Genomic DNA, 26,598 nt, shown 5'->3' with positions numbered 1-26,598 from the left:
CCCTCACCTGCCTGCCGGCATCCTCTCCCCGTATAGTGACGGGGAGAGGGGCGCTGTCATCGCCGGTTTCGCCAACCACCAACGTCGTAGGAAGGACGCTGAGGTTGCGACCAGCCCCTTCTCCCCGTCACTATACGGGGAGAAGTGCCCGGCAGGGCGATGAGGGGCGGCGCGACGCCCGATAAGATGCGCATTCAATCCTGAAGCCGGCCTTGCGCGCCACCGGCGTTAGACACTGCAACGAGGATCGACTTGATGGACATGCTGGACGAAGCCGCGGGAAAGCTGAAGGACGACGCCGACGTGCGCGTCGGCCGGCGCGTGCGGGCGCTGCGGCTGGAGCGCAATCTGTCGCTGGCCGATCTTGCCGCCAGGGCAGGCGTGTCGATCGGCGCGCTGAGCCAGATCGAGCGCGGCATGTCTTCCTTGCGGGTGCGAGTGATCTGGCCGCTTGCCGCTGCCCTCGACATCGAGCCGTCGGCGCTGATCGCCGACGGCAACGATGCCGTCAACGATCTCTATTGCGTGCGTGCCAACAGCCGGCGGCAGATCCCGGTCAAGTCGGAAGGCATCGCCAAGGCGCTGCTGTCGCCGCCGGCCGCGACACTCACCGGCATGCTGGTCAGCGTCGATGCCGGCGGCGGCACCGCCGAAGCCTATGCGCATGCCGGCCATGAATTCGGTTTTGTCCTGTCGGGCGAGGTCGAACTCGTTGTCGATTCCACCACCTACGGGCTGAAGACCGGCGACAGTTTTGCGTTCAAAAGCACCTTGCTGCACGCCTTTCGAAATCCCGGCAGCGAACGCTGCCAGATCCTCTGGGTCAACACGACGAAACCCTCCGAGGTTCGCGATGGCGCTTGATCCACTCGTCCGGCTGCAGGCGGTCTCGAAGGTCTTTCCCGGTGGCATCGTCGGCTTGGACGCTGTCGATCTCGACATAGCCAGCGGCGAATTTCTGACCTTGCTTGGCCCCTCGGGCTGCGGCAAGACCACGAGTCTCAGGGTCGTCGCCGGGTTCGAAAGCCCGTCGAGCGGACACGTGCTGCTGGACGGCCGTGACATCACCGCGCTCAGGCCCTTCGACCGGCCGGTCAACACGGTGTTCCAGGACTACGCGCTGTTTCCGCACATGAATGTCGCCGAAAACGTCGGCTTCGGCCTGTCCTTGCGCAAGCTTTCCGGCACCGAGCAAGCCAAGCGCGTCGGTGCCGCGCTCGACATGGTCGGCCTTGCCGACAAGATCGATGCCCGCGTCTCCGAACTGTCGGGCGGCCAGCGCCAGCGCGTCGCGCTCGCCCGCGCCATTGTCTGCGAGCCGCGCGTGCTGCTACTCGACGAGCCGCTATCGGCGCTCGACGCGCATCTGCGCGAACAGATGCAGGTCGAATTGAAGCGGCTGCAGTCGCGGCTCGGCACCACCTTCGTCATGGTCACCCACGACCAGACCGAGGCGCTGTCGATCTCCGACCGCATCGTCGTCATGAACAAGGGCCGCATCGAGCAGATCGCAGCACCGGCGACGCTCTATGACCGGCCCGCCACCAAATTCGTGGCGAGCTTCATCGGCACGATGAACCTTTTGCAGTCGCGCTTCGTCGGCCGCGATGGCGATCGGCTGCGCTTCACCGCCGGCGCCTTGTCGCTGGAAGCCGTTTCAGAAACCGGCGACGCACTGGCCGAAGGCGCGGTGCGCACGATCGGCGTGCGCCCGGAAGATCTGCTGGCGGCCACGGAGGCGGCCGAAGGAACGGCGCCGGCGCGGGTCAACAGCATCGTCTTCCACGGCCGCACCTTGCGCCTGCATGCCGAACTCGGGCAGGGGATGCCGGTGGTGATCGACGCCCCGCGCCAGGCCGAGGGTTTTCAATTCAGCGTCGGCGACGTGGCGCATATCAGCCTGCGCCGTGGCGCCAACTGCCCTATGCTCTCGGCATAGGCTGATCCTCCTTCTTACCGGCTGTGAACAAAAGACCATGGAACTAAGTGTGAATTGACTCGGGCAGGAATTCATTCCTAGTTTGAACGATGCCCGAACTTAGCAGCCGGCCGCGCCGAAATGTGCAAACCCTTTCCTTGGCCCACGAAGTCGGGCAGCTAGTTCGTGTCCGATGCCTGAACTGCAACATCACTCGACACTATCTGCCCGGCGACCTCGCAAAGCTGGTCGGTGACATTCCTTTTTGGGACGTGGAACGGCACATGCGGTGCGAGCGCTGCAAACGTCGCGAACTTGACGCCGGCATCATCCTTCCGAGCGCCGCTCAACGCTTGAAAATTCGTGTCAGACGCCTTGTCGAAATCCGCATGGTTCGTCGGGTGATCTGGCGAGACGACGATTGAGGCAGCGGCCTGCAAGCTGATCCCGCAGCCTAAAACAGAGACCCCTGGGCTGGCAGCTGCTGAGGAAACTTGATCTGTGTGGCTGGCTTCTCGACAATCACCAATGCATCGTCAGGCGCTGTCCGCTGCAAATGCCGTGCCTCTGCCCACGGCGCTGTCAGCCAGGCCTCAGTCTCTTCCGGCGTGGTCAGGATCACCGGCATGGCTTTCTCATGGATCGGCGCGATGAGAGCGTTAGGCTTGGTTGTCATGAAGGCGTATAGTTCGAAGTCGCCGGGACCGTCCTTGACCTTTCGCACGCCCTGCCAGCGTGTCCAGAAACCAGCGAAGAAGAACAGCGGCCGGCCTTCGTCACGGGCAAACCAGTAATTGCGCTGAATACCAGTTTCCGGGTCCTTGTCGTTCGGGGTAGGGCTAGGCTCGGCAAAGCTGGTCACCGGCACGACGCATCTATGCTCGACGCCGACGAACTGCTGCCAGTGCGAATATTGTGGATTGCGAACGTTGGTCGTGCCGTAGTCGGCCTTACCTTTCATACGCTCAGGCGGCGTCGGCAAACCCCAAAGCAGTTTCGCCAGCTCACGCGTCCCGTACGCCGCGTTGCGAACGACCGGCCCCGCCTGGTTGGGATAGATGTCAACGGAAGGTTCAAGGTTGCCGCTGATATCGTGCAGTGTGCGGGTCCATTGGCGGACCGCCTCTTGCGTCGTCGTGATGTTGTAGAGGTTGCACATGCACCTAGCATTGCGGACTTGGCTTGTGACTGCAACCGAAGTCGCTGTCGGCTTTCCCGCAAATCGTCGTCACATAAGCGCGCTATATCAATCGTCCTGACACGGCTTGTCAGCTGTCGGGCGGGCAAAGGTGGCGGGCCGGCAAGCGCTTCCCTACTTCAACCCAGTCTGAACAGGAGGAACACAAATGACCATCGCAGATATTGCCAAGGATTTCACCGAGCTGCTCCAGCAGGGTAATCATGCCGGTGCCGCCGAGAAGTACAATGCCGACGACATCGCCAGCTACGAAGCCATGGAAGGGCCGATGGCCATCACCCACGGTAAGGAGGCACTTCAGCAGAAGGGCCAGTGGTGGCAGGAGAACAACGAGGTCCATGGCGGCTCGGTCGAGGGCCCTTATGTCAACGGCGACCAGTTCGCGGTGCGCTTCAAGTTCGACATAACGCCCAAGGCCACCGGCGAGCGTGCCACCATGGACGAGGTTGGCCTGTACACGGTCAAGAACGGCAAGATCACCGAAGAGCGCTTTTACTACTAAACCGGAACACGCCGGCTTCCTGCTCGCTTGCATGGATTTGGATATGGCGGCCGGGACATCGTCCTGGCCGCCCTGTGAAAAGCTCAAATCGTCTTCACATACTGCGCCAGCTGATCGGCCACCGTGCCCCAGCCGTCGAAGAAACCCATCTCTTCATGGTTGTTGCGGGTGGCTTGGTCACGGTGGATGGCAGTGGCGGTGTAGCGCGTGCCTTTGCCGTCCGGCTGCAAGGAAATCACCGCGGTGATGAAGGGCTCGCCTGACGGCCGGTAGCCCGGCAGCAGCGCATCCGTCCACACCAAGCGTTCGTTCGGCACGATTTCCAGATAGCAGCAATGGCGGTCGTTGACCTCTTTGCCGTCGGGCGATTGCATGCGGGTGCGAAACAGTCCGCCTGGCCGCAGATCGATCTCGCAGTCGGTGATCAGCCAGGGTTTCGGCGTGAACCATTGCTTGACATGCTCCGGCACCGTCATGGCGCGCCACAAGAGTTCGCGCGGCGCGTCGAGCACTCGCTCCAGCGTCAGGTCCAGTCTGGGGTCGGTCTTGAAGGGATAGCTCACTTTTCCTGCTCCTTGAGGCTCATCACATAGGCGTCGAACTGGTCGAGGCGGCGCTCCCAAAGCGTGCGCTGTTCGGACAGCCAGTTTTCGGCGAGCTGCAGCGGCTCGGGCGCCAGCTGGTAGGTCCTGGTGCGGCCGATCTTTTCCGAGCGCACCAGCCCGCAGCCTTCCAGCACCTTGAGATGTTCGATGAAGGACGGCAGCGCCATCTCGAAAGGCTGGGCCAGTTCGCTGACCGAGGCAGGGCTGCGGTTCAGCCGCTCGACAACGCGCCGCCGCGTCGGATCGGCCAGCGCACGGAAGATGCCATCGATCGGCGGGGGGCTTGGCGTCGGGGTGTGAAGGCTTGGCATGGGTCGGTTCCTGCGGTGCCGCAAAACGAGCGTGAAAAATACTTAGGAAAATTCCTTAGTATTGGCAAGCCTGAAAATGCACCGATGGCGGTCGGGATGCTGGCAAAGCGGGAAGGGCGGTTTTAGGCTGATCCGCAGATTCGACTGTCAGCCTGGGAAGCACGCCTTTGACGATCACCATGTACGGCATCACCACCTGCGACACGATCAAGAAGGCGCGCGTCTGGCTGGAGGGCCATGACGTGCCCTACCGGTTCCATGACTATCGGGCCGAAGGGATCGACGCCGGCAAGCTGGACGGCTGGGTTGGCAAGGTCGGCTGGGAAAAGCTGCTCAACAAGGGCAGCACGACCTTTCGCGAGCTGCCCGACAAGGACAAGGCCGGGCTCGACGAGAAGAAGGCCAAGAAGCTGATGCTGGCCAAGCCGACGATGATCAAGCGGCCGGTGCTGGAGGTTGGCGACACGATTCTGGTGGGGTTCAAGCCGGAGGCTTATGAGGCGACGGTGGGCGGGGGATAGGGCGGTCCACGCCAGTCCCGCCGGAGTTCCTCGCCCAAGCAAGGACGTGAACTTACTCTAGCGGAGCTCCTTTCCTCTCCCTCCGGAGGGGGGAGAGGTGGCGCCGCGAAGCGGCGACGGAGTGGGGGAAGCCGATCGTCAGACGCGAAGTCACCGAAAATGAGGCACCGGACCGGCGTATGCCCCGGTCAGGCGAGCAGTCAACCAGAGGCATTTCCCGCGCTTGAATCTTGTGAAAGCTGAGCCGGGCGACCCCCACTCCGTCTCGGCTTCGCCGAGCCACCTCTCCCCCGATCGACGGGGTAGAGGAAGGCGCCAAGCTATCCGAGGCCGCTGTCCTGCGAGGCGGAGGCTCCCTTCCTCTCCCTCCAAAGCGATTTCGAAACAGCAGCTTCACTTGCAGTTGTGAAGAAGGCCCCTCAGGCCCACTCGCCCTTGCGCATCACCGGCACCTTGCGGCCATCCTTGTGGACGCCATCGATATCGATCTTGTCCGAGCCGATCATCCAGTCGATGTGAATAAAGCTCTTGTTGCCGCCGCGCGCCGCGATCTCGTCCTGGCTGAGCGAGGCGCCGTCGACGAAGCACTTCGAATAGCACTGGCCGAGCGCGATGTGGCAGGCGGCGTTCTCGTCGAACAGCGTGTTGAAGAACAACAGGCCGCTGGCCGAGATCGGCGAGGAATGCGGCACCAGCGCGACTTCGCCGAGACGGCGCGCGCCTTCATCGGTGTCGAGCACCTTCTTCAGCACGTCCTCGCCCTTCGAAGCCTTGGCCTCGACGATCCTGCCTTCTTCGAAGCGCACCGAAATCTCGTCGATCAGCGTGCCCTGGTAGGACAGCGGCTTGGTCGAGGAGACATGGCCCTCGACGCGTCGTGCATGCGGCGTGGTGAACACCTCCTCGGTCGGAATGTTCGGGTTGCAGGTGATGCCGTTCTTGGCGGTCGAAGCGCCGCCCATCCATTCATGGCCGTCAGCCAGCCCGACGGTCAGGTCGGTGCCGGGGCCGGTGAAGTGCAGCGCATGGAAGTTATGGCCGTTCAGCCATTCGGTGCGGCCGCGCAACGCCGCATTGTGCGCCTTCCAGTTGCCAATCGGGTCCTCCACATCCACCCGCGACGCCGCGAAGATCGCATCGGCGAGTTTAGCCACTGCGACATCGTCGGCATCGTCTGGGAAAACCTGCTTGGCCCAGGCGAGATCAGGATAGGCAACGATGTTCCAGTTGATGTCGAAGCCGGTGATCTTTTCCAGCGCCGGCTGGTGGGCCATCGAGTTTGCCTTGTTGGCGCGCGCCACTTTCGACGGGTCCTGCGCCGACAGCAGCGACGGATCCTCGCCGCGCACGGCAAGCCGCGCTGCATTGTTGGCAAAAGCTTTCGCCATGCCCTCATAGAGCCAGCCGGCGGCGCGGTCGAAGCCGGCATCGGCCCCGAAACGGTAGCGCGCCAGTGTCATCTCGTCATCGTTGAAGATCGGCGTCACCAGGCCCGCACCGGCCTTGTAGGCGTGCTCGACGATCCGCCGCGTCAGCGGCAGCGCCGCGATCGATGAGGTCAGCACCAGATCCTGCCCCGGCTGCAATTGCAGCCCGACCTTGATGGCGACCTCGGCCAGCCTGTCGAGCTTCACCGGGTCGATCGTTGCGGAAACGCCGCGCGAATGTGTGGTCATGAATTTGCCTGCCGTGATGTGGGGTCCGACACTCTACATAGACCGGCGCCACCGTCCTTTCCACCGCGATTGCGCTGGTCCAGACCTAGGCCGCGCTTTCGAGCGACCTGAACTGCGCCATGGTCGCCTCGATTTCCTCGCGCACCCAGACCTTGAAATCCCTGACCTTGCGGCTTTCGCTCTTGGTGGCGGAAGTCACCATCCAGTAGCCGAGCCCGCTGTCCGCGCGCACGCCGAACGGCGCCACAAGCCGGCCGTCGGCGAGAGCGTCGGCCGTCAGCAATTGCCAGGCGAGCATCACGCCGTGACCGGCAATCGCCGATTCCAGGCACAGCATCGGATCGGTGAAGCGCGCACCCTTGAGGAAGGTGACGGGCTCGACATCAGCAGCCTTGAACCAACTGTCCCAGCTGATCATCGACCGCTCGTCGGTGATGGCGCATGTCTGCGCCAGGTCCTGGATCGATTTCAGTCTGGCCGCGATCGATGGCGCACAGACCGGAAACACCTCCTGCGCCAGCAGCAGTTCCGCGCGCACGCCCGGCCATTGGCCGTCGCCCATCCGGATGCCGACGTCGATGTCGGAACGGTCGAGATCGGCGATCCGACCCGAAGCGTCGATGCGCAGCAGCACGTTCGGGTGCCGGGCAAAATGACGGGACAGCCGCGGCAGCAGCCACTTCGAGGCAAAAGCCGGCGCCACCGAAACCACCAGCGTGCATTCGCTTGCCTCGTCGGCCAGCGCCACCGCCTGGGCGAGTTCGCGGAAGCCCGCGCCCAGGCGGGTCGTGAAGACGGCGCCGAACTCCGTCAGCACCAGGCCGCTCGCCGTTCGCTCGAACAGGGCCTGGCCGAGCTGCTTTTCGGTCCGGTTGATCTGCTGGCTGACGGCGCTGACGGAAACGCCAAGCTCTCTGGCCGCCGCCGCAAGCGACCCCAGCCGGGCGACGGTTTCGACGGCGCGCAAGCCGTTGAGATGGACGCGGTTCAAAATAGCCATACAGTTTTTCTAAACCGATGCGGCCGAAATCTCAATTGAAAGACAGGTCGGAAAGGCAGATTTTATAGAGGCCAGTCAGACCGAGGAGGCAAGGATGGTCAAGATTTTGTCATTGCTAAGAGCCTTTTCGGTCTCGGGAGCAGGGCAAGGCCCACGCCATGACGAGATCGCCAACTGGGTGACCGATCCGCTGTCGCATCCGGTGCTCGACACCATGTCGGAGCGTGAACTCGGCGACGTGCCGTTCCGGCTAACGGCCCGGCGCACCGCCTACGAGACGGGCGCGGTCGGCTGCCACTGAAAATCACGGACTAGAGGCGATATTGTCGACTCCGGCACCGCCCCTCATCGCCCTGCCGGGCACTTCTCCCCGTATAGTGACGGGGAGAAGAACGCCGTCATCGCCGATTTCGTTAGTCGCCAGCGTTGCAGGGAGAGGCGCCGACGTTGCGGTCAGCTCCCTTCTCCGCGTTCACGGGGAGAAGATGCCGGCAGGCAGATGAGGGGCGGCGCTGCGTTGAAGATCTGCGCGCGCGACGAAGCAAGGGGCTGGCCCAACAAAAGCGGATTGTTTCGACGCCCGGCAAATCTATTGTGCGCTGCGATGAAAGCCGCTTCACCCTTGCGTCTCGCCGTGGCCGGAATGATTGCCATGGCCGTCGCCATGGGCATCGGCCGCTTCGTCTACACGCCGATCCTGCCCGGCATGATGGAAGAACTCGGCCTGTCGACGGCCGATGCCGGCTGGATCGCCTCCGCCAATTACCTAGGTTACCTCGTCGGGGCACTAGCCGCCGCCGGCGGCTGGGCGCATGGGCGCGAGCGCCTGCTGATGTTTTCCGGCCTTGCCGCCAGCGCCATTCTCGCCGGCCTGATGGGGCTGACCGAAACCATGGCTGCCTTTCTTCTCATCCGCTTTCTTGCCGGACTGGCCAGCGCCTTCGTCATGGTGTTCATGTCCAGCATCGTCTTTGGCCATCTGCTGGCGGCCAGCCGCAACGATCTGCAGGCGCTGCATTTCGGCGGCGTCGGCCTCGGCATTGCGGCGTCCTCGGCGCTGATGGCGGCTCTCGTCACCGATCATGCCGGCTGGGCGGCGGGCTGGCTGTGGTCGGCCGCGCTTTCGGTATGCGGCTTTGCCGTCGTGGCTTTGCTGGTCGGCAGCACCGCGCCCGCCAATGGCGTCTCAGGGCGCGAGCCGGCGCTGCCGAAGGACCGGTCGTTGCTGAAGATCATCGTCGCCTACGGCCTATTCGGCTTCGGCTATGTGGTGACGGCGACGTTCCTGGTCGCCATCGTCCGTCAGGGTGGCGGCGGACGCGTCTTCGAAGCCACCGTCTGGATGGTTACCGGCCTTGCCGGCTTTCCCTCGGTCTGGCTCTGGCAGAAGATTGCCTCACGGATCGGCCTCTACGCAGCCTATGCCTTGGGCTGCCTCATCGAAGTGGTCGGCGTCACCGCCAGCGTCGCCATGGGCGGGACCGTCGGGCCGTTGCTCGGCGGTCTCCTGCTCGGCGGCACCTTCATCGCCATCACCGCGCTCGGCCTGCAGACCGCAAGGCAGCTTGTCCCGCAGGCGCCTCGCCGGATCTTTGCGGTGATGACTGCTTCCTTCGGCCTCGGCCAGATCGTCGGCCCGATCGTCGCCGGGTTGTTGGCGCAGGCATCCGGCAACTTTGTCCTCGCCTCGATCGTAGCTGCTGCTGTGTTGCTGGTTTCGGGCGTGATCACCTGGTCGGCTGCGCCAAAATCGCCATGATTGTGGTCTTGCTCGATGCCGGGCACCGGGCACGGCATTTTCTTTCCAGCTAATGTGTGACCTTATGCCCGCCGATATCAGCTGATTTGCCCCACAGACCCGAGGATTTCACCACAGTGTTCGTATCGTTTTTTCCGCAGCCGAAGCTGTTTTTCACCTCGGCAGTCGTCTGGAGTCTGCTGCTCGTCATCTTGTGGTTTTTGGGTGGTGAGCATCTGGGCGCGATGCTCGGTATGCCGCCCATTGATCCTCAGGCCCCGCCAATCATCAGCCCATTACGCTTCCTGACGCCATCTTTCTTGTGGTTCTACACCTACTTTTTCGCCGGCATCATGATCTTCTACCTGTTCTGGGCATGGCATGCGCCGCATCGTTGGCAAAATTGGTCGATCCTTGGTTCAGCCCTGATTATTTTCGTTACCAATTTCATAGTTCAGATCAGCGTCGCGTTGAACGATTGGCGTGGCATGTTTTACGACATGGTTCAGCGAGCCTTGGCGACGCCCGGTTCGGTCTCACCCGGTGAATTATATTTAGGGGTTTGGCAGTTCCTGACACTTGCCACCGTTTACATGTCTATTGCTGTTTTGAACTTGTTCTTTGCCAAGCACTACGTTTTTCGCTGGCGGACAGCGATGAACGACTATTTCTCGTCTTACTGGCCGAGGCTGCGCCACCTGGAAGGAGCATCTCAGCGAGTACAGGACGACACGATGCGTTTTTCGCGCACTATGGAAGACCTGGGCATTAACCTGGTCGATTCCGTAATGACGTTGATTGCATTTCTCCCCGTTCTCGCCGCCCTCTCCGTGCATGTGAAGGAACTGCCCATCGTAGGCTCAATTCCGTATCCCCTTGTTATCGTCGCTATCTTGTGGTCGCTGTTCGGCACATTCTTGTTGGCTATTGTCGGCATCAAGCTTCCAGGCCTGGAATTTCGCAACCAGCGTGTCGAAGCTGCCCTTCGGAAGGAACTTGTTTTCGGCGAAGACGATCCGAACCGCGCTCAGCCGCCTGTGCTGGCGGAGTTGTTCAGAAATGTGCGCAAGAATTACTTCACGCTCTACTTGAACTATGTCTATTTCGACATGGTGCGTTATCTATATCTGCAAGTTGACAACATATTTGCTATGTTCATCCTTGTGCCGACTGTAGCCGCTGGCAGAATTACGTTGGGCGTCTTTCAGCAGGTGGTAGCGGCCTTTTCGCAGGTTACCAATTCATTCCAGTACCTTGTCAATTCATGGCCGACCATCGTCGAATTGATCTCGATCTACAAGCGCCTCCGCGCCTTCGAGGCGACGCTTGAAGGTGCACCTCTACCTGATATCGACAAGCGCTATCTTGAGCGCCAGGCTAAGGAGCCCGACCCGGCCTGATTGTTTCTGATAGGGACGGTGGGCGGCTCAGCCGCCCACCAGCGCCTGTTTCTCGCCTTGCCGCGAGACATAGTCGCGAAAGCTGATGCACTCGACGTCGGCCTTGACGCAGACCTCGCCGGCGAAGCGCTCCAGCGCGTCCCAGTAGGCGCCGTTGTTCATCAGCGTGAAATGAAAACCGAGTTCCAGCGGAATGCGCTTGCCCCGGTATTGCGCATCGAAGGCGGCACGGAAAGCTTCATAGCTCCGCTCGGTGAACTCCGCCGCTCCGCTCGGCCGCTCGAAGCCGCCGGAATGGCGGACAAAGAGATTGTAGTCCATGGCGATCACCGGCCTTGAGGTGGGACCTTCCGGGATCTCCGGTAGCGAAAAGCGCGTGATGCCGTTGTGGGTCGGCGGCCGCATCGGGCCTTGCGAGACGCCGCTGGCATCGAACTGGTAGCCGGCGGCGGGCAAAGCCTCGTAGAGCGCCTTGTTGGCCGACAGATAGGGCGCGCGAAAGCCGATCACCGCATGCCGCGCAAAGTCGCGCCAGCCCTTGGGCTCCGGCTCAATGCCGTTGATCGCATAGGCGTTCTCGAAAACGTGCTCGAACGAGGCGAACTCTCGCAGCCAGTCGGCCTTGCTCCAGTCCTTGCCGTCGAAATGGCCGCAGCCATGGCTGGCAATGTCGTGGCCCTCAGTGGCGGCGAGCCCGATCTGTTCGAGCCGATCCGCCACCTCCTGCTGGGAAGCGGCAAAGCCGATATTGGATTTGCCTGCGGTCTTGCCAGGCGCTGTGTATTCCGCGCGGGTCTGCTGCGACAGCAGGAAGACGCAGGAGAGAAAATAGGTGAAGTGGGCGCCGGTGCGCTGCGCCAGCGCGCGGCTGCGCTGCCACTGCGAAATCTCGCGGGCGCTGTCGAACGAGATGATGACGATCTGCTTCGGCTTTGTCGGCGATGGCGCCGCTGGCGGATCGGCGAAAGCAGCACCGGCCGTGGCGAGCGCGGCAACGGAAAACGCAAGAACGCGGGACAAAGGAGGCATCGGCAATCTGATCTGCATTGGAGGCGGTCGAAGGCCGGCTATCGGCAAAATGTGGCGTGGGTGCGGTCGCACCCGGCAGTGGCCGGAGCAGCGATTAGCCGATTTTCCTGCCGAACCCCTTCCATGCCGACAAAATTTCGCTAAAACGCGGGCTCAAGAACGGGCCCGGACCGGGCAGGAATGGTTTTGATCGATGTCGGACGACAGTTTTATCCGCGAAGTCAACGAAGAGATGCGGCGCGACCAGGCGCAGGCGTTGTGGGACCGCTTTGGCCCTGCCTTGCTTGGCCTTGCCATCTTGGTGGTGATCGGCACCGCAGCTGTCGTCGGCTACCGCTATTGGGACGAGACCCGCGCCAACCGCTCGGGTGACGCCTTCTCGCAGGCGCTGAAGTTGGCCAATGACGGCAAGAGCGACGACGCGCTGACCGCGCTCGCCGCGCTGGAAACGGACGGCTACGGCGCCTATCCGCTGCTCGCCCGCATGCGCGCGGCGACAGTCAAGGCGGACAAGGGCGACGTTGACGCCGCCGTCAAGGATTTCGACGGCGTCGCCGCCGACACCGCCATCCCGTCCGGCATTCGCGATATGGCGCGCCTCAGGGCAGCACTCCTGCTTGTCGATCATGGCTCGTTCGCCGATGTCTCGAGCCGTGTCGAGGCGCTGACATCAGACACCAACACGCTGCGCCATACGGCGCGCGAAGCACTCGGCCTTGCCGCCTGGAAGGAAGGCAAGACCCAGGATGCGCTCAAACTGTTCGACCAGATCGCTTCGGATGACGGTGCCCCGCGCAACACGCGCGAGCGGGCGACGTTGATGTCCGAATTGATCCGCGGGTCGGGCAGCGCGTCGTAATGTCTGATGAGCTTCAAAGTCGCCATCATCGGCCGGCCTAACGTCGGCAAATCGACCCTTTTCAATCGTCTGGTGGGAAGGAAGATGGCGCTTGTCGATGACACGCCGGGCGTCACCCGCGACCGTCGCGTCCATGCCGCCAAGCTCTACGACCTGCATTTCGACGTCATCGACACCGCTGGCTTCGAAGATGCCGCGGCCTCGACGCTGCCGGGCCGCATGCGCGCGCAGACCGAGATCGCCATCCGCGAGGCCGATCTGATCTTCTTCACCGTCGATGCCAAGTCCGGCCTGATGCCCGACGACAAGACCTTTGCCGAAATCGTGCGAAAGTCCGGCAAGCCGGTGGTGCTGGTCGCCAACAAGGCCGAGGCCAAGGGCGCCCAGGCCGGCATGCTGGAAGCCTGGGAGCTTGGTCTTGGCGAGCCGATCCCGATCTCGGCCGAGCACGGCCAGGGCATGCCCGATTTGCGCGACGCGGTGATCCTGGCCCTCGGCGAGGCGCGTGCCTTCGACGAAGAGGGCGGCGACGAGGAGATTGCCGCGGGCGAAGTGCTGATCGGCGAGGACATCCTCGACCCGGACGCCGAAGATGTGCCGGCCTATGACGACACCAAGCCGATGCGCATCGCCGTCGTCGGCCGCCCCAACGCCGGCAAGTCGACGCTGATCAACGCACTGATCGGCGAGGAGCGGCTGTTGACCGGACCGGAAGCCGGCATCACCCGCGATTCCATCTCCGTCGACTGGGACTGGCATGGCCGCAGGCTAAAACTGTTCGACACCGCCGGCATGCGCCGCAAGGCCAGGATCCACGAAAAGCTGGAAGTGATGTCGGTGCAGGATGGCCTGCGCGCCATCCGCTTTGCCGAGATCGTCATCATCGTGCTTGACGCCACCATCCCGTTCGAGAAGCAGGATCTGCAGATCGCCGACCTGATCATCCGTGAGGGCCGCGCGCCGGTCATCGCCTTCAACAAATGGGACCTGATCGACAACCCGCAGGAACTGCTGGCGGAACTGCGCGAGAAGACCGAGCGGCTGCTGCCGCAGGCGCGTGGCATGCAGGCGGTGACGGTCTCGGCCGAAACCGGGCGCGGTCTCGACAAGCTGATGGATGCCGTCATCCGGACGCACAAGGTATGGAACAGCCGCGTTTCCACCGGCAAGCTCAACCGCTGGCTGGAGAGCATCCTGGCGCATCACCCGCCGCCGGCCGTCGCCGGGCGCAGGCTGAAGATAAAATACGTCACGCAGGCCAAGACGCGGCCGCCGGGCTTTGTCGTCCAGTGCTCAAGGCCGGATGCGATGCCGCAATCCTATGTCCGCTATCTCTCGAACAGCCTGCGCGAAGCCTTCGACATGCCCGGCGTGCCGATCCGCATCGCCTTGCGCACCTCGGACAATCCGTTCGCCGGCAGGGCCAAGAAGCGCAGTTGAGGGGCAAGGCCCAGGCGTCAGGCCGCGTTGCGCAGTTGCGCACCTTCCGGCAGCGCCTGCAGCGCCGCCTGCAACAATATGTCTGCCAGCCGCGCCGCCACCGGATCGAGCTCCGCCTCCTTGCGATGCAGCACCAGCGCCATCTTGGGCAGGGCAGGCAGCCCGGCAATCTCTGATGTCATCGCCCTGACAGTGGCCGGCAGACCGATATCGGTGCGGATCGTTAATCCCAGCCCGGCCGCGACCGCCGCCCACACGCCGCCAAGGCTCGGGCTGGAAAAGGCCATCCGCCACGACAGGCCGGCGCGGTCGAGCGCTTCGGTCGCCACGGTGCGCAACAGGCACGGCGCTTCCAGCGCCACCAGCGGCAGCGCCTCGCCATCGCGCAGGCCGGTCTCAATCTGCTTTGCCGGGCCGATCCAGCGCATCTGAACATCGGCGACATGCCGGCTGTAAGGCAGCGTCGTGCCATTGTGCCAGGCCAGCGCGATGTCGAGGCCGCCTGAGGTGATCCGTTCGGCGAGTTCGTAACTGCGCGCGATCCTGGCCTCGATCTTCACCTTGGGGTGGGCGCGGGCAAAGCGCCCGAGCACTTCCGGCAGCACCGCCTCGCCGAAATCCTCCTGCAGGCCGAGCCGCACCCAGCCTTCCAGCTCGACGTCGTGGATGGCCGATACCGCCTCGTCATTGAGATCGAGCAGCCGGCGCGCATAGCCAAGCATGGTCTCGCCGGCCTCCGTCAAGGCCAGGCCGCGTCCCGATTTGCGGAAGATCGGCGTCGCCGCCTGCTCCTCCAGCTTCTTCAACTGCGCGCTCACCGCCGAGGTCGAGCGGCCGAGCCGGTCGGCGGCCTTGGCGAAGCTGCCGAGCTCCATGCCGGTGACGAAACTGCGGAGAACGTCGAGGTCGAGGGCTACGCGTCGCACGGAAATAATCCTGATTTTTGGGACTTAAAGTAAAAAACTTCCTGATATTCGGGATGAAAATATGGCGGTAAAGACAGTGCGTCAAGGTCCGGCCTTGCCGGTCCATCCATGGAGCCTGTCCCATGTCAGCTGTCGTTTCCGATTCCCATTGCAAGCCGGGAGTGCCGGCATTTCGCAGCAATCATCGCTGGAAGGTGCTGGGCATCGGCGTCGCCGCCAATGCCTGCTTTTCCGCCACCTTCGCCGGCATCCCGGCGACGGCGGTGTTCTTGCGTTCAGGCTATCACCTCGGCAACGGCCAGCTCGGTCTGGTGCTGGGGCTTATGGGCCTTGGGGTGATGCTGAGCGAACTGCCATGGGGGCTGCTCACCGATCGCTGGGGCGACCGCGGCGTGCTGTTGACTGGGCTGGGCGCAACCGCCGCATTGCTCCTGTTCATGGCCTTCCTTGTGGTACCGTCTGCTGCACATACTCCGAGCGTTCCGCTTCTGGCAGCAAGCCTGCTGGTCACCGGTCTGCTTGGCGGCAGCGTCAACGGGTCGAGCGGCCGCGCCATCATGGCCTGGTTCCGTGAAGGCGAACGCGGCTTTGCCATGAGCATAAGGCAGACGGCGGTGCCACTCGGCGGCGGGCTCGGCGCCGTCGTCCTGCCGTCACTGGCCTCAGTCCATGGCTTTGCCGCGGTCTTCGGTCTGCTGGCGGCGGCATCCGCTGTCTCGGTCTTCTTCACCTGGCTCTGGCTGCATCAGTCGCCGCAGGGTGAGGATACCAATGCGACACGGGCCGCGACATCAGTCGGCCCGGCGCCCCTGCGCAATGTCGCGGTGTGGCGCATCGCAATCGCCATCGGCATGTTGTGCGTTCCGCAAGTGGCGGTGCTCACTTTCGCTTCCGTCTTCCTGCACGACTTCGCCGGCATGGGCACGGCCGTGATCAGCGCCAGCCTCGCCGCGGTCCAGGTCGGCGCAATGGTCATGCGGGTCTGGAGCGGACGCTTCACCGATCGCCGCGGCAACCGCCGATCGTTCCTGCGTCTTTGCAGCCTGTTGAGCCTGTTCGCCTTCGCAGCCCTTGGTTTGCTGGTCATGGCATCCGCCGACTTGCCCATGTCGATGCTGTCGCCGGCGCTGGTCGCCCTGCTGGTCATCGCCGGCATCTGTGTGTCCTCATGGCACGGTGTCGCCTACACCGAACTCGCCACGCTTGCCGGAGCGAGCCATGCCGGCACCGCGCTCGGCGTCGCCAACAGCTTCGTCTTCGTTGCCTTCTTCCTGGTGCCAATCGCCATTCCAGGACTGCTGGTTGTCGGGTCATGGACTTGTGTGTGGCTGGCGGGCGCTGCATGCGCGCTGATTGCCTGGCCGATCTTCCTGCGGCCCGCCTGATTCTTTCGCCGGCTTTCCCGTCCGGGTCGCTCCAACATGAAAAAAACACGATCGGACGCGTTAACGCCCCATCAAGGTTAATGCATCATTGTCCCTCTCCAGTGGGTCGGTTCTGCGTTTCTGGAGAGTTCAGTGCATCGACGTGTTTTGAAGCGGCTTGTCGCCGCCGCCGGTGAGAAAAATCGTTCCTTCCTGTCTCCGTTCATCATCGGGCTCGGCATCTGGGTCGGCTTTCCGACCGATATTGCCTACCAGGATATGACGAGCCTGGTTTCCGGCCTCGAGGCGCCGAATGCGCGCTGGAACTCCTATGTCGAGAAATCCGTCGCCGGCTCCGTCCATGCCGCCGAAATGCCGTTCGTCGATTCCATCAGCACCGGCTCGATCTCGGGCTCTGGCGTGCGCTTGCCCGGCATCGGCACCGTCTCGTTTCGCGGCAAGGGCAGCGTCGCCGGCGTGACGCCCGACGAGGATCGCGTCACGCGCGGCGACAAGAAGGGCCGCATCATCCAGGTCTCGCCGGTGTCGCCGCCGAAGGACTTCAACGCCGGTTCGATCTTCCAGCGCACCTCCTCGCTGCTGCGCCCCAGCATGGACAGCGGCCTCAAGATGGCCTTCGCCAGGCCGCAGATCAAAGGCAAGGAAATCCAGATCGCCCAGGCGTTCCACACGCGTGAGGACAAGAAGCCCGATCCCGGCATGCCGGCCATGCTTGCCGCGCTGGTCAACAACGATCACCCGGACGTGCTGGCCACCGCCTATGCATCGGCCGAGCCCGACTATGCCAAGGCCTCGCCCTTCGAAGCCCTGCTGCAGGACGAGGAGCCGAACAACGGCCGCTTCATTCCACCGATGGCCAAGGGCGATCATTCGTGGATCCAGAACCCGCTGCCGGCAAGCGTCTTCTCCAACAAGGAGCAGACATGCCTTGCCAACGGCATCTATTTCGAGGCGCGCGGCGAGACCGTGCGCGGCCAGGCAGCTGTTGCCCAGGTCATCCTCAACCGCGTCCGCAACCCGGCCTATCCGAACTCGATCTGCGGCGTCGTCTACCAGAACGACAACTGGCTCAACCGCTGCCAGTTCTCCTTCGCCTGCGACGGCAGGAAGAAGCGCATCGACAGCCCCGCTCACTACAAGACCGCGCAGGAAGTCGCCATGGCGGTCACCGCCGGCAAGATCTTCATTCCGGAAGTCGGGTCGTCCACCCATTACTACGCCAATTATGTCCATCCGGGCTGGGCGCGCACCATGCAGAAGATGACCAAGATCGGCCTGCACATCTTCTACCGCACCTATGGCGGCGGCTGGAGCTGAGCGCTCGCCAACCGCCATATCTTTTCGCTGACATCAGGTCGGTCAAACGGCCATTGCCTAGAGGATTCGGGGCCTGTATCCCCGCTGCTGCGCCGGGCACGATGTCGCACCTTTCCAAGTCATTGATTTCACTATAGAAAATACATGGCTTTGAAGTTCCGCCCGTGGCTTGACGGGCGCAAACCCTCTAACTATGTTGCCGGCGACTTTAGAAGCGGACGGACGGCGACGTTCTGACCGGGCAGGGGGGTTCGATGGCCGACAAGAACGGGCCAGACGGAACCGGAGAAACCGGCCGCGGCAAACAGCACGATGCCGACATCCGCGACGACGAACTTGAGCGCCGCCGGCGCGACCTTGAAGCAACGCTTGCGACAAGACGGCCGGACCGGAGCGAGGGGAAAGACGACGCGAAAGCGGTGGCCGGATACGGCCAGGCCCTGAAGCTGTCCAGCGAGTTTATCGCCGGTATAGTGGTGGGCGTGGGCCTTGGCTGGTTTCTGGATCGTGTGGCGGGAACATCGCCATGGGGTCTGATCGTGGGTCTGCTGCTGGGATTTGGAGCCGGTGTGCTCAATGTCCTGCGTACGGCAGGCGTCGTGGCGGAATTCGGACAGAGCGACAAACCGCGCGATCCGAAAGACTGAAGGCGCTGCTTGCCGGCGCAATGAACAAGACACTCAAGCCGCGCGCGGCTTTGACGGGGATGTAAAGTGGCTGCTGACAAGGTCGATCCGATCCACCAGTTCCATATCATCAAACTGCTGCCGATCAACATCGGCGGCTATGACCTGTCCTTCACAAATTCGGCATTGTTCATGCTCGCGACCGTGGCCGTCGCATCCGCCTTTCTCTACCTCTCGACGTCGAGCCGCAGCCTGGTTCCCGGCCGGCTGCAGTCGGTTTCGGAAATGGCCTACGAGTTCGTCTCGAACATGCTCAGGGACGCCGCCGGCACCCAGGGGCTGAAGTTCTTCCCCTTGGTGTTTTCGCTGTTCATGTTCGTGCTGGTCGCCAATCTGCTCGGGCTTTTCCCTTACTTCTTTACCGTCACCAGCCACATCATCGTCACCTTCGGCCTCGCCGCTCTGGTGATCGGCACCGTGGTCGTTTACGGCTTCATGAAGCACGGCCTCGGCTTCCTCAAACTGTTCGTGCCGCACGGCGTTCCTGTCTTCCTGCTGCCGCTGGTGGTGCTGATCGAAGTGATCTCCTTCGTCTCGCGCCCGGTCAGCCTCTCGGTTCGTCTGTTCGCCAACATGCTGGCCGGCCACATCACGCTGAAGGTGTTCTCCGGGTTCGTCGTCAGCCTGAGCGCGCTCGGCGCTGTCGGCATCGCCGGCTCGATCCTGCCGCTGGCCATGGCGGTGGCGCTGACGGCGCTGGAACTGCTGGTCGCTTTCCTGCAGGCCTACGTCTTTGCCGTCTTGACCTGCATGTACCTGAACGACGCCCTGCACCCGGGGCACTGACCAAGAGTTTCCGGCAGTCATGCCGGATGGAATCGCAACGGAATTTCAGATCCAAAGGAGTTGAACAAATGGACGCAGAAGCAGCAAAGTACATCGGCGCCGGCATCGCTTGCCTGGGCATGGGTGGCGCGGGCATTGGCCTGGGCAACATCTTCGGCAGCTACCTGGCGGGCGCGCTGCGCAATCCGTCGGCCGCCGATGGCCAGTTCGGTCGCCTGATTTTCGGCTTCGCCGTGACCGAAGCTCTGGGCATCTTCTCGCTTCTCATCGCGCTTCTGGCCCTGTTCGGCTGAGCCCTTTCGGGGCACGCGTTGAGAAGATTGGACAGGCCGGCCGCAACCCTGCGGCCAAGCTTGAATTTCGGGGATAGTCCATGTTCGTGACATCTGCCTTTGCGCAAGAGACAGCGCCCGCCGCGACGGAAGGCGACACGCATTCCGGCACCGGCGTGCCTGCCGAAGCGCATGGCGCGTTCCCGCCATTCGATCCGGCGACGTTCCCGTCGCAGCTTCTGTGGCTGGCGATCACCTTCGGGCTGTTCTACCTGTTCCTGAAGAAGGTGGTGATGCCGCGCCTCGGTGGCATCATCGACGTGCGCAACGATCGCATTTCGCAGGATCTCGACCATGCCGCCAGGCTGAAGGGCGAGGCTGACGCCGCCGTTGCTGCTTATGAGCAGGAACTGACGGAAGCCAAGGCCAAGGCCAACGCGATCGGCCAGCAGGCCAACGACGCGGCCAAGGCTGAAGCCGAGACCGCGCGCAAGAAGGTCGAGGCCGCCCTCGACAAGAAGCTCGGTGAGGCCGAGGCCAGCATTGCTTCCATCAAAGCCAACGCCATGAAGGAAGTCGGCAGCATCGCCGAAGATACGGCTTCGGCCATTGTCGAGGCGCTTGTCGGCGGCAAGACCAGCAAGGCCGAGATCGCGGCTGCGGTCAAATCCGTGGCCCGGTGAGGAGCGCATTATGGACGCCACATCTCTCGCGACGCTTTGGGCCACGGTTGCCCTCGTCATTTTCCTCGCCATTGCCGTCTACATCAAGGTGCCGGGCCTGATCGCCAAGGCGCTCGACGCCCGCGCCGCCAAGATCAGCAACGAGCTTGAGGAAGCGCGCCGGCTGCGCGAGGAGGCCCAGCAATTGCTCGGTCAATACCAGCGCAAGCGCAAGGAAGCCGAGCAGGAGGCAGCAAGCATCGTCGCCGCCGCCAAGCGCGAAGCTGAATTGCTTGCCGCCGAGGCACACAAGAAGACCGAGGACTATGTTGTCAGGCGCACCGCCCTTGCCGAGCAGAAGATCGGCCAGGCCGAGCGCGATGCGGTGGCCGAAGTGCGCGCCAGCGCCGTCGACATCGCCGTCGAAGCCGCCCGCGCGCTGCTCGCCGGCAAGATCGACGCCAAGGCCGGCGCCGACCTGTTCAAGGCTTCGCTGCAGGACGTGAAGTCCAAGCTGAACTGAGCGGGTTTAGAACCGCAAGCATGAAGCCGTCCGGGCAACCTGGCGGCTTTTTTGTTGAGCGGCGGTGGAGACTGGCGAAAGCAGCCGAGCGAGTAATCTCCCCCCTCGTGGGGGGAGATGCCCGGCAGGGCAGAGGGGGGCGCGAAGGATCGCTAACCATCCGCTCTCATGCGTTGCACCGGCCGCAAACTATTTAGGGAATCTGGCGGCTAGAAGCTGACAGGCTTGGCGGACAGCGCCCCCCTCTGTCCTGCCGGACATCTCCCCCACGAGGGGAGGAGATTGGCTGTCGCCGCCGACCCGCTCAATCTAATCCGGCGAAACTCTCGTCCTCAGCGACTTCCGCCCCACCCAATCTGAACGGCGCAAACGACACGCGGTGCAGCCGTGCCACCGGCCCATGCGCTTCGATCGCCGTGCGATGGCGGGCGGTGGCGTAGCCCATATGAACCTCGAAACCGTAGTTCTCGTGGTGGCTGCCGCAGCCGCACATCATGCGGTCGCGCATCACCTTGGCAACGATCGAGGCGGCGGCGATCGACTGCGAGCGCTGGTCGCCCTTGATCAGCGCGCGCCCCACGCAGGGCAGGCCGGGCGGCACGTCGCGGCCGTCAGCCAGCGCCAGTTTTGCCTGTATCGGCAGGCCGACAAGCGCGCGACGCATCGCCTCTAAGCTCGCCTTGAGGATATTGCTGCCGTCGATGCCTTCCGCGCTGATCGAGGCCATCGACACGCCGAAGGCGGAGCCGAGGATTTTGAGAAACAGCGCCTCGCGCTCCAGATGGCTGAGCCGCTTGGAATCATCGAGCCCTTCAGGAATGTTGGCGGGATCGAGGATCACCGCTGCCGCCACCACCGGCCCGGCGAGCGGGCCGCGGCCGGCCTCGTCCATCCCCGCCACAGGCCACAGGCCTTCGGCCATCGCCTTCGTCTCGAAGGAGAAGTCGGGCTTCTCGACGATTTCGAAAAGAAGCGGAGAATCGGAACGCGCGCGAGCCATGTTGCGGCGAGGTTCGCATCGGCTCCGATTCTCCGCAAGTCCCTCCAGGGTCAGGTGGGGCAAGACCGGGAGGGCACCGTCTGCAGGCCGGGGGACAGGCCGGACGGGATTTCTTCATCTGCCGGCCAGCGAGGGCAGGCAGATGATGATTTTTAAAGCAGCATCAACTGCTCGGTTGCGTTGGCGGCGGCGACGAACTGGTCGGTCCGAAGCGTGCGCCGCTCGGCATTGAGGCCGAGCCGCTTGGCGGCGATCTCGAAACGCCGGCCGATCTGCCAGGCATAGGGGCCAGCACCCTTCATGCGCTTGCCCCATTCCGAATCGTAGTCCTTGCCGTCGCGCATCGAACGGATCAGCGACATCACATGGCGATAGCGGTCGGGATAATGGCGCAGCAGCCAGTCCTTGAAGATTGGGCTGACCTCCAGCGGCAGGCGCAGCACAACATAGCCGGCCTCCCGCGCTCCGGCAGCGCGTGCCGAATCAAGGATGCGCTCCATCTCCTGGTCGGTCAGGCCGGGGATGATTGGCGCCACCATGACGGAGGCCGGAATGCCGGCGTCCGAAAGCTGCCTGATCGCCTCCAGCCGCTTGGTCGGCGTCGACGCACGCGGCTCCATCGTTCTGGCCAGCATGCGGTCAAGCGTCGTCACCGACAGCGCCACCTTGGCCAGCCCGCGCTCGGCCATGCGCGACAGGATGTCGATGTCGCGCGTCACCAAAGCGGATTTGGTGACGATGCCGACCGGATGGCCGCGCGCCTCCAGCACTTCGAGGATCTCGCGCATGATCCGGTACTGCTTTTCGATCGGCTGGTAGGGATCGGTGTTGGTGCCGATGGCGATGGTGCGCGGCTGGTAGCCGTCCTTCGACAGCTCCTTGTCGAGTAACCGTGCCGCATCCGGCTTGGCAAACAACTTCGATTCGAAATCCAGCCCCGGCGACAGGCCCATGAAGCTGTGTGTCGGCCGTGCGAAGCAATAGACGCAGCCATGCTCGCAGCCGCGATAGGGATTGATCGAACGGTCGAAGGAGATGTCTGGCGATTCGTTGCGGGTGATGATGGTGCGCGGCTTCTCGACCTGCACCTCGGTCTTGAAAGGCGGCAGTTCCTCCAGCGAATTCCAGCCGTCGTCGAAGACATGCCGGCTGACCGGCTCGAAGCGGCCGGACGGATTGATGCCGGCCGAACGGCCGCGATTGCGGTCGGGACGCACGCGCATGCCGCTCTGCTCGATCATCGCATTTGCCATCTCGGCTCTTCCTGCCCCGAAGGCTGCAATGTCCGCACGCACGATATGTTCCATTTTCGCCCTCTCCCAGGGACTGTCGATCGGCTGTCGAATCGGTCTGTTCATGAAACTATTCCTATTTTGTCGAGGAGAACAAAGCAAGAACTTTTTATGCCGCGATGCGAAAACTGGCGCGGAGCGCAGCTTTCCGCTATGCGGCTAACCATGCTCACCGTCCTGATCGAAACCCTTGATGACGAAGAGGGCCTTGCCCGCACGCTCGCCTCGCTGATCGGCGGTGCGGTCGAGGGCGTGGTGCGCGATGTCATCGTCTGCGACACCGGTTCCACCGACCAGACGCACCGCGTCGCCGAACATGCCGGCTGCCATTATGTCAGCGGCGGCGTTGCGGCCGGCATCAGGCAGGCGAAAGGCGAGTGGCTGCTGTTGCTGGAACCGGGCGCGCGGTTGGCGGAAGGCTGGATCGACGAAGTCGTCGCCCACACGGCCAGGCAGACCATGCCGGCGCGGTTCTCACGCGCCCGCGGCAGCCGCACACCGTTCTTGTCGCGGGTCTTTTCGGGAAACCGGGCGCTCGCCGAAGGGCTGGTGATCAGCAAGCGGCAGGCCGCGGCCCTGTCGAAAAGCGCGCGCAGCGCGGAGGCCATCGCGCGCGGCCTGGCGACCAAACGGCTCAACGCCGACATCTGGGTGGCGCCGAGGAAGTGAGAGCCTACGCCTCCTCTCACCAGATTTTGCGGGGGCACACTTTTATTGTGCATTGCACAAAATCTGACGCGGGCGTAGCATTCCCTCGATGCGGGATATCAGGGTTTGGGTAATGCCGGAGCGGTGAGCACCGATGCTGCGTCGGTGCCGCGCTCATACCCGAGGACCCGATGACCTTTACAAGCCCTGACAAATCCGGCGCCGCCAGCCTGGAGGCAATTGCGCGAAACGGCAGCCTGTTGCGCCGCATAGCCGCGCGGATCCCGACCTATCTGACCGATCTTCGCGAGAATCCGGCCTGGCTGCCGATGTTCATGCTGGCCCGCACCATGCCGGGGCGGCGCCTGCACTGGCTTGGCGCCAAAACGGCCAGGCCGGCACGCGACGCGGGGGATACGATGTTTACCGGCGTCGATCGCGCCGCGGTTGTCGGCGCGTTGAAATCGGATGGGTTGTTTTCCGGGCTTGTCCTGCCGCAGGCGATCCATGAGGAAATCACCAGCTTTGCGCAGCGCACGCCTTGCTTCGGCAATTTCGACCGCCGTCTCGAATTCATGCCGGCCGATCATGCCGAGGCCGAAGAGCGGTTCGGCCGCTCCTTGCTCAGCGGCCACTTTTTCGAACGTATCCTGGACTGCGACGCAGCACTCGCTATCCAGCGCGATCCACTGCTTCTCGACATTGCCGCGCACTATCTCGGCGGCCAGGCGAAACTGATCACCACGCGCGTCTGGTGGAGCTTTCCGACCGGGGCAGCCTCGGACGCCGACAAGAACCTGGCGTCGCTCGGCAAATACCATTTCGATCTCGACGACTGGCGGATGCTGAAATTCTTCTTCTATCTGAAGCCTGTCGATGCCGACACCGGTCCGCATGTCTATGTCAGAGGCAGCCATAATCGCCGCGCCCTCAAGCATCAGTTGACGCTGCTGGTCGGCCATCCGGCGCAAGACGTGCTCGGCGTCTATGGCGACGAGAGCCCGGTGACTCTGACCGGCGAGGCGGGTCTCGGCTTTGTCGAGGACCCGTTCGGCTTCCACATGGGCACCGTGCCAACGCGCGCGCCGCGGCTGATGATGGAGGTCGGCTTTGGCGTTTCACCGCCCTCGCGCCGGCGTTTTCATGGCGAGCCGGTCATCCGCTGATTAGGCGGACCTAACTGCCTTTGGTGCCGCGCCGCAGATGCTCATCCAGGCGCGGCATGATCTCGACGAAGTTGCAGGGCATGTGCCGGTAGTCGAGCTGTGGCTTCAAAATGCCGTCCCAGGCATCCTTGCAGGCGCCGGGCGAGCCCGGCAGCACGAAGACGAAGGTGGCGTTGACGACGCCGCCCGTAGCCCGGCTTTGGATCGTCGAAGTGCCGATCTTGTCGTAGGAGATGCGGTGGAACACCTGAGAAAAGCCGTCCATGCGCTTTTCGAAGATCGGCTCCAGTGCCTCCGGCGTCACGTCGCGGCCGGTGAAGCCGGTGCCACCGGTGGTGATCACCACATCGATATCCTTGTCCCGCGACCAGGCTAAAACCGTGTCGCGGATTTTGTCCCGGTCGTCAGTGACGATGTCGCGGGCGGCCAGGATATGGCCGGCCTCGGTGATGCGGTCGGCCAGCGTCTGGCCGGATTTGTCGTCGGCAAGGCTGCGCGTATCGGAAACGGTCAGCACCGCGATGCGCACCGGAACAAAGGCGCGGCTCTCGTCAATTCTGGCCATCAGCTCCCTCCGATGCGATGCTGCGCGTCGCGGCGACGAACCAGTTGGGTTCGCGGCTGCGGATTTCGGCGGCCGCGCGCTTGGCCACATTGCCGGTCTCGAACAGTCCGAAGCAGGTGGCGCCGGAACCCGACATCCGCGAGAACCCCGATCCGGCCCTGTTCAGCACCGAGAGCGCCCTGCCGATGGCGGGCAGGATGGCGCTGGCCGCCGGCTCAAGATCGTTGCGGGTGATCTCCAGCCAGTTGCGGACGCTGTGAAAATCGAAACTGCGCGGCAGCGGCGGCAGCCCTTCATTGTCGCGACGGGCAAGGGCTGCGAACACATCGGCGGTGGAGATGGCGGTGCCGGGATTGACCAGAACCAGCCCGAGGGCGGGAAAATCCGGCACCATCGACAGCTCGTCGCCAACGCCGCGCGCGATCAGCGGTTTTGCCGCAAGGCACATCGGAACGTCGGCGCCAAGCGAGAGGCCGATGCGCGCCAGTTCAGCCTCGTCGATGTCCAGTCGCCATGTCTGCGCCAGCCCGCGTAGCACCGCCGCCGCATCGCTCGAGCCGCCGCCGACGCCGGAGGCAACCGGCAGGTTCTTTTCGAGCCGGATGGTCACCGGTGGCGTCTGCCGGACGCCGGCCGCCTTGCGCAGCGCATCGCGCGCTTTCACCACCAGATTGTCGCCGTCGAGAGGCACCGCGGCTGCGTATTTGCCGGACACCGAAAACTGATCGCTGTCGGCAAGCGCCGTCTCCACCCTGTCGCCGAAACGGGTGAACACGGCCAGGCTTTCGATCAGATGGTAGCCGTCCGGCCGCCTGCCGGTGACGTGCAACGCCAGGTTGATCTTGGCATGCGCATGCCACGTCCGGGCGTCGGAATTCACGGTCTCGGCGGCGAGGGAAATGACGGTCAGTCCTTGGCCAGGCGGTATTCGCCGGTCTTCGGATCCTTGACCAGCGTGCCCATCGTGCCGTTGGCCGCCTGCTTTTCAGTGCGCCGTATCTTGGCCGTCACGCGCTGCGCTTCCCTGACGAAGGAACGGTATCCGACATAGGCCAGCGCCCCGACGGCGGCGAAGAAAATGATCTGTGGCATGTCAAAACTCCTCCCTCGCAGGGCTGGCAAACGCGGCCGGTGGGGTCGGTCAATGCATGTCACCCAAAAGTGGGTCCGGTT

The 26,598-nt window shown here is 63.5% G+C and carries 31 protein-coding genes; 18 read left to right on the top strand and 13 right to left on the bottom strand.

Features of this window, described 5'->3' with window-relative positions:
* The first annotated feature begins 255 nt into the window (after positions 1-255).
* Together AC1DXU_RS11600 and AC1DXU_RS11595 are read left to right on the top strand one after the other, a co-directional pair.
* The gene (locus tag AC1DXU_RS11600) at positions 256-864 is read left to right on the top strand and encodes a cupin domain-containing protein (RefSeq protein WP_477368289.1); all 609 of its coding nucleotides are present in this window, start codon (positions 256-258) and stop codon (positions 862-864) included.
* Positions 854-1,939, top strand: a complete 1,086-nt coding sequence (locus AC1DXU_RS11595) for an ABC transporter ATP-binding protein (protein WP_477368286.1) — start codon at positions 854-856, stop codon at positions 1,937-1,939. The genes AC1DXU_RS11600 and AC1DXU_RS11595 overlap by 11 nt, the downstream gene beginning before the upstream one ends.
* Before the next feature lie 158 nt (positions 1,940-2,097).
* On the opposite strand, the gene AC1DXU_RS11590 is transcribed toward AC1DXU_RS11595, so the two are convergent.
* The gene (locus AC1DXU_RS11590) at positions 2,098-2,358 is read right to left on the bottom strand and encodes a hypothetical protein (RefSeq protein WP_477368283.1); all 261 of its coding nucleotides are present in this window, start codon (positions 2,356-2,358) and stop codon (positions 2,098-2,100) included.
* 14 nt (positions 2,359-2,372) lie between these two features.
* Positions 2,373-3,077, bottom strand: coding sequence for an SOS response-associated peptidase (locus AC1DXU_RS11585; RefSeq protein ID WP_477368280.1), 705 nt, complete (start codon positions 3,075-3,077; stop codon positions 2,373-2,375).
* Positions 3,078-3,264: 187 nt separating this feature from the next.
* Between AC1DXU_RS11585 and AC1DXU_RS11580 the strand changes: the two genes are divergently transcribed.
* On the top strand, positions 3,265-3,618 hold the full coding sequence (locus tag AC1DXU_RS11580) for a SnoaL-like domain-containing protein (protein WP_477368277.1): 354 nt from the start codon (positions 3,265-3,267) through the stop codon (positions 3,616-3,618).
* An 83-nt stretch (positions 3,619-3,701) separates the two neighbouring features.
* On the opposite strand, the gene AC1DXU_RS11575 is transcribed toward AC1DXU_RS11580, so the two are convergent.
* Complete coding sequence (locus AC1DXU_RS11575) at positions 3,702-4,181, bottom strand: SRPBCC family protein (RefSeq protein WP_477368274.1); 480 nt, start codon at positions 4,179-4,181, stop codon at positions 3,702-3,704.
* On the bottom strand, positions 4,178-4,534 hold the full coding sequence (locus tag AC1DXU_RS11570; protein WP_477368272.1) for an ArsR/SmtB family transcription factor: 357 nt from the start codon (positions 4,532-4,534) through the stop codon (positions 4,178-4,180). The genes AC1DXU_RS11575 and AC1DXU_RS11570 overlap by 4 nt, the downstream gene beginning before the upstream one ends.
* Positions 4,535-4,701: 167 nt before the next feature.
* Between AC1DXU_RS11570 and AC1DXU_RS11565 the strand changes: the two genes are divergently transcribed.
* Complete coding sequence (locus AC1DXU_RS11565; RefSeq protein WP_477368269.1) at positions 4,702-5,055, top strand: ArsC family reductase; 354 nt, start codon at positions 4,702-4,704, stop codon at positions 5,053-5,055.
* A gap of 419 nt (positions 5,056-5,474) precedes the next feature.
* Here the strand turns inward: AC1DXU_RS11565 and AC1DXU_RS11560 are convergent, their stop codons facing one another.
* Positions 5,475-6,731, bottom strand: coding sequence for an aminopeptidase (locus AC1DXU_RS11560; protein ID WP_477368266.1), 1,257 nt, complete (start codon positions 6,729-6,731; stop codon positions 5,475-5,477).
* 85 nt (positions 6,732-6,816) lie between these two features.
* Positions 6,817-7,731, bottom strand: coding sequence for a LysR substrate-binding domain-containing protein (locus AC1DXU_RS11555; RefSeq protein WP_477368263.1), 915 nt, complete (start codon positions 7,729-7,731; stop codon positions 6,817-6,819).
* A gap of 94 nt (positions 7,732-7,825) precedes the next feature.
* Here AC1DXU_RS11555 and AC1DXU_RS11550 point away from each other — a divergent pair, with 94 nt between their 5' ends.
* The 3 genes from AC1DXU_RS11550 (at position 7,826) to sbmA (ending at position 10,869) form a co-directional block, all read left to right on the top strand.
* On the top strand, positions 7,826-8,032 hold the full coding sequence (locus AC1DXU_RS11550; RefSeq protein WP_477368260.1) for a hypothetical protein: 207 nt from the start codon (positions 7,826-7,828) through the stop codon (positions 8,030-8,032).
* Between the two features lie 342 nt (positions 8,033-8,374).
* A complete protein-coding gene (locus AC1DXU_RS11545; RefSeq protein ID WP_477368943.1) occupies positions 8,375-9,490 on the top strand; it encodes a YbfB/YjiJ family MFS transporter in 1,116 nt (371 codons plus the stop codon).
* Between the two features lie 116 nt (positions 9,491-9,606).
* Positions 9,607-10,869 carry a peptide antibiotic transporter SbmA gene (gene sbmA, locus AC1DXU_RS11540; protein ID WP_477315873.1) on the top strand — a complete coding sequence of 421 codons (1,263 nt, stop codon included), beginning with the start codon at positions 9,607-9,609 and terminating at the stop codon, positions 10,867-10,869.
* Positions 10,870-10,896: 27 nt separating this feature from the next.
* Here the strand turns inward: sbmA and AC1DXU_RS11535 are convergent, their stop codons facing one another.
* Positions 10,897-11,898: a polysaccharide deacetylase family protein gene (locus AC1DXU_RS11535; protein ID WP_477368257.1), complete on the bottom strand. Its 1,002-nt coding sequence runs from the start codon at positions 11,896-11,898 to the stop codon at positions 10,897-10,899.
* A 193-nt stretch (positions 11,899-12,091) separates the two neighbouring features.
* Here AC1DXU_RS11535 and AC1DXU_RS11530 point away from each other — a divergent pair, with 193 nt between their 5' ends.
* Positions 12,092-12,757, top strand: coding sequence for a tetratricopeptide repeat protein (locus AC1DXU_RS11530; protein WP_477368254.1), 666 nt, complete (start codon positions 12,092-12,094; stop codon positions 12,755-12,757).
* Positions 12,758-12,763: 6 nt separating this feature from the next.
* Entirely contained in the window at positions 12,764-14,197 is a 1,434-nt protein-coding gene (gene der / locus AC1DXU_RS11525) for a ribosome biogenesis GTPase Der (protein WP_477368251.1), read from the top strand.
* 17 nt (positions 14,198-14,214) lie between these two features.
* Here der and AC1DXU_RS11520 read toward each other — a convergent pair whose 3' ends face one another.
* On the bottom strand, positions 14,215-15,123 hold the full coding sequence (locus tag AC1DXU_RS11520; protein ID WP_477368248.1) for a LysR substrate-binding domain-containing protein: 909 nt from the start codon (positions 15,121-15,123) through the stop codon (positions 14,215-14,217).
* A 122-nt stretch (positions 15,124-15,245) separates the two neighbouring features.
* Here AC1DXU_RS11520 and AC1DXU_RS11515 point away from each other — a divergent pair, with 122 nt between their 5' ends.
* The 7 genes from AC1DXU_RS11515 to AC1DXU_RS11485 all read left to right on the top strand — a co-directional run bounded on the left by AC1DXU_RS11515 (position 15,246) and on the right by AC1DXU_RS11485 (position 20,754).
* A complete protein-coding gene (locus tag AC1DXU_RS11515) occupies positions 15,246-16,508 on the top strand; it encodes an MFS transporter (protein WP_477368245.1) in 1,263 nt (420 codons plus the stop codon).
* 132 nt (positions 16,509-16,640) lie between these two features.
* Positions 16,641-17,825 (top strand): cell wall hydrolase, encoded by a 1,185-nt coding sequence (locus AC1DXU_RS11510; protein WP_477368242.1) that lies wholly within the window; start codon positions 16,641-16,643, stop codon positions 17,823-17,825.
* A gap of 254 nt (positions 17,826-18,079) precedes the next feature.
* The gene (locus tag AC1DXU_RS11505; protein WP_477368239.1) at positions 18,080-18,472 is read left to right on the top strand and encodes an AtpZ/AtpI family protein; all 393 of its coding nucleotides are present in this window, start codon (positions 18,080-18,082) and stop codon (positions 18,470-18,472) included.
* Positions 18,473-18,538: 66 nt separating this feature from the next.
* Positions 18,539-19,297, top strand: a complete 759-nt coding sequence (locus tag AC1DXU_RS11500; protein WP_477315889.1) for a F0F1 ATP synthase subunit A — start codon at positions 18,539-18,541, stop codon at positions 19,295-19,297.
* A 68-nt stretch (positions 19,298-19,365) separates the two neighbouring features.
* Complete coding sequence (locus AC1DXU_RS11495; RefSeq protein WP_006206606.1) at positions 19,366-19,590, top strand: F0F1 ATP synthase subunit C; 225 nt, start codon at positions 19,366-19,368, stop codon at positions 19,588-19,590.
* A gap of 80 nt (positions 19,591-19,670) precedes the next feature.
* A complete protein-coding gene (locus tag AC1DXU_RS11490) occupies positions 19,671-20,252 on the top strand; it encodes a F0F1 ATP synthase subunit B (protein ID WP_477368236.1) in 582 nt (193 codons plus the stop codon).
* A gap of 10 nt (positions 20,253-20,262) precedes the next feature.
* Complete coding sequence (locus AC1DXU_RS11485; protein ID WP_477315893.1) at positions 20,263-20,754, top strand: F0F1 ATP synthase subunit B; 492 nt, start codon at positions 20,263-20,265, stop codon at positions 20,752-20,754.
* A gap of 304 nt (positions 20,755-21,058) precedes the next feature.
* Here the strand turns inward: AC1DXU_RS11485 and AC1DXU_RS11480 are convergent, their stop codons facing one another.
* Positions 21,059-21,754 carry a ribonuclease HII gene (locus AC1DXU_RS11480; RefSeq protein ID WP_477368233.1) on the bottom strand — a complete coding sequence of 232 codons (696 nt, stop codon included), beginning with the start codon at positions 21,752-21,754 and terminating at the stop codon, positions 21,059-21,061.
* 152 nt (positions 21,755-21,906) lie between these two features.
* Positions 21,907-23,061 (bottom strand): PA0069 family radical SAM protein, encoded by a 1,155-nt coding sequence (locus AC1DXU_RS11475; protein WP_477315897.1) that lies wholly within the window; start codon positions 23,059-23,061, stop codon positions 21,907-21,909.
* A gap of 150 nt (positions 23,062-23,211) precedes the next feature.
* Here AC1DXU_RS11475 and AC1DXU_RS11470 point away from each other — a divergent pair, with 150 nt between their 5' ends.
* Together AC1DXU_RS11470 and AC1DXU_RS11465 are read left to right on the top strand one after the other, a co-directional pair.
* Positions 23,212-23,715, top strand: a complete 504-nt coding sequence (locus AC1DXU_RS11470; RefSeq protein WP_477368230.1) for a glycosyltransferase — start codon at positions 23,212-23,214, stop codon at positions 23,713-23,715.
* Positions 23,716-23,885: 170 nt separating this feature from the next.
* The gene (locus AC1DXU_RS11465) at positions 23,886-24,860 is read left to right on the top strand and encodes a hypothetical protein (protein WP_477368227.1); all 975 of its coding nucleotides are present in this window, start codon (positions 23,886-23,888) and stop codon (positions 24,858-24,860) included.
* A 10-nt stretch (positions 24,861-24,870) separates the two neighbouring features.
* On the opposite strand, the gene moaB is transcribed toward AC1DXU_RS11465, so the two are convergent.
* From moaB to AC1DXU_RS11450, 3 genes are read right to left on the bottom strand one after another with little or no spacing between them, the layout of a single operon-like run.
* A complete protein-coding gene (gene moaB / locus AC1DXU_RS11460) occupies positions 24,871-25,425 on the bottom strand; it encodes a molybdenum cofactor biosynthesis protein B (protein ID WP_477368224.1) in 555 nt (184 codons plus the stop codon).
* Complete coding sequence (locus tag AC1DXU_RS11455; RefSeq protein ID WP_477368222.1) at positions 25,412-26,305, bottom strand: 4-(cytidine 5'-diphospho)-2-C-methyl-D-erythritol kinase; 894 nt, start codon at positions 26,303-26,305, stop codon at positions 25,412-25,414. Before AC1DXU_RS11455 ends, moaB begins: the two co-directional genes overlap by 14 nt.
* Positions 26,306-26,331: 26 nt before the next feature.
* Positions 26,332-26,517 carry a hypothetical protein gene (locus AC1DXU_RS11450; protein ID WP_477243468.1) on the bottom strand — a complete coding sequence of 62 codons (186 nt, stop codon included), beginning with the start codon at positions 26,515-26,517 and terminating at the stop codon, positions 26,332-26,334.
* Positions 26,518-26,598: the final 81 nt, after the last annotated feature.

Source organism: Mesorhizobium sp. P3_A10 (genome assembly GCF_056403175.1).
The sequence above is the reverse complement of the archived record's forward strand: the minus strand, read 5'-3'. Positions and strand labels throughout refer to the sequence as shown.

Bases quoted from the DNA above. Each gene is read 5' to 3' on its own strand.
- AC1DXU_RS11600 (WP_477368289.1), top strand. From the start codon at position 256: ATGGACATGCTGGACGAAGCCGCGGGAAAGCTGAAGGACGACGCCGAC.
- AC1DXU_RS11595 (WP_477368286.1), top strand. From the start codon at position 854: ATGGCGCTTGATCCACTCGTCCGGCTGCAGGCGGTCTCGAAGGTCTTT.
- AC1DXU_RS11585 (WP_477368280.1), bottom strand. From the start codon at position 3,077: ATGTGCAACCTCTACAACATCACGACGACGCAAGAGGCGGTCCGCCAA.
- AC1DXU_RS11580 (WP_477368277.1), top strand. From the start codon at position 3,265: ATGACCATCGCAGATATTGCCAAGGATTTCACCGAGCTGCTCCAGCAG.
- AC1DXU_RS11570 (WP_477368272.1), bottom strand. From the start codon at position 4,534: ATGCCAAGCCTTCACACCCCGACGCCAAGCCCCCCGCCGATCGATGGC.
- AC1DXU_RS11560 (WP_477368266.1), bottom strand. From the start codon at position 6,731: ATGACCACACATTCGCGCGGCGTTTCCGCAACGATCGACCCGGTGAAG.
- AC1DXU_RS11555 (WP_477368263.1), bottom strand. From the start codon at position 7,731: ATGGCTATTTTGAACCGCGTCCATCTCAACGGCTTGCGCGCCGTCGAA.
- AC1DXU_RS11550 (WP_477368260.1), top strand. From the start codon at position 7,826: ATGGTCAAGATTTTGTCATTGCTAAGAGCCTTTTCGGTCTCGGGAGCA.
- AC1DXU_RS11545 (WP_477368943.1), top strand. From the start codon at position 8,375: ATGATTGCCATGGCCGTCGCCATGGGCATCGGCCGCTTCGTCTACACG.
- AC1DXU_RS11535 (WP_477368257.1), bottom strand. From the start codon at position 11,898: ATGCCTCCTTTGTCCCGCGTTCTTGCGTTTTCCGTTGCCGCGCTCGCC.
- AC1DXU_RS11530 (WP_477368254.1), top strand. From the start codon at position 12,092: ATGTCGGACGACAGTTTTATCCGCGAAGTCAACGAAGAGATGCGGCGC.
- der (WP_477368251.1), top strand. From the start codon at position 12,764: ATGAGCTTCAAAGTCGCCATCATCGGCCGGCCTAACGTCGGCAAATCG.
- AC1DXU_RS11515 (WP_477368245.1), top strand. From the start codon at position 15,246: ATGTCAGCTGTCGTTTCCGATTCCCATTGCAAGCCGGGAGTGCCGGCA.
- AC1DXU_RS11505 (WP_477368239.1), top strand. From the start codon at position 18,080: ATGGCCGACAAGAACGGGCCAGACGGAACCGGAGAAACCGGCCGCGGC.
- AC1DXU_RS11495 (WP_006206606.1), top strand. From the start codon at position 19,366: ATGGACGCAGAAGCAGCAAAGTACATCGGCGCCGGCATCGCTTGCCTG.
- AC1DXU_RS11490 (WP_477368236.1), top strand. From the start codon at position 19,671: ATGTTCGTGACATCTGCCTTTGCGCAAGAGACAGCGCCCGCCGCGACG.
- AC1DXU_RS11485 (WP_477315893.1), top strand. From the start codon at position 20,263: ATGGACGCCACATCTCTCGCGACGCTTTGGGCCACGGTTGCCCTCGTC.
- AC1DXU_RS11480 (WP_477368233.1), bottom strand. From the start codon at position 21,754: ATGGCTCGCGCGCGTTCCGATTCTCCGCTTCTTTTCGAAATCGTCGAG.
- AC1DXU_RS11475 (WP_477315897.1), bottom strand. From the start codon at position 23,061: ATGGAACATATCGTGCGTGCGGACATTGCAGCCTTCGGGGCAGGAAGA.
- AC1DXU_RS11470 (WP_477368230.1), top strand. From the start codon at position 23,212: ATGCTCACCGTCCTGATCGAAACCCTTGATGACGAAGAGGGCCTTGCC.
- AC1DXU_RS11465 (WP_477368227.1), top strand. From the start codon at position 23,886: ATGACCTTTACAAGCCCTGACAAATCCGGCGCCGCCAGCCTGGAGGCA.
- moaB (WP_477368224.1), bottom strand. From the start codon at position 25,425: ATGGCCAGAATTGACGAGAGCCGCGCCTTTGTTCCGGTGCGCATCGCG.
- AC1DXU_RS11450 (WP_477243468.1), bottom strand. From the start codon at position 26,517: ATGCCACAGATCATTTTCTTCGCCGCCGTCGGGGCGCTGGCCTATGTC.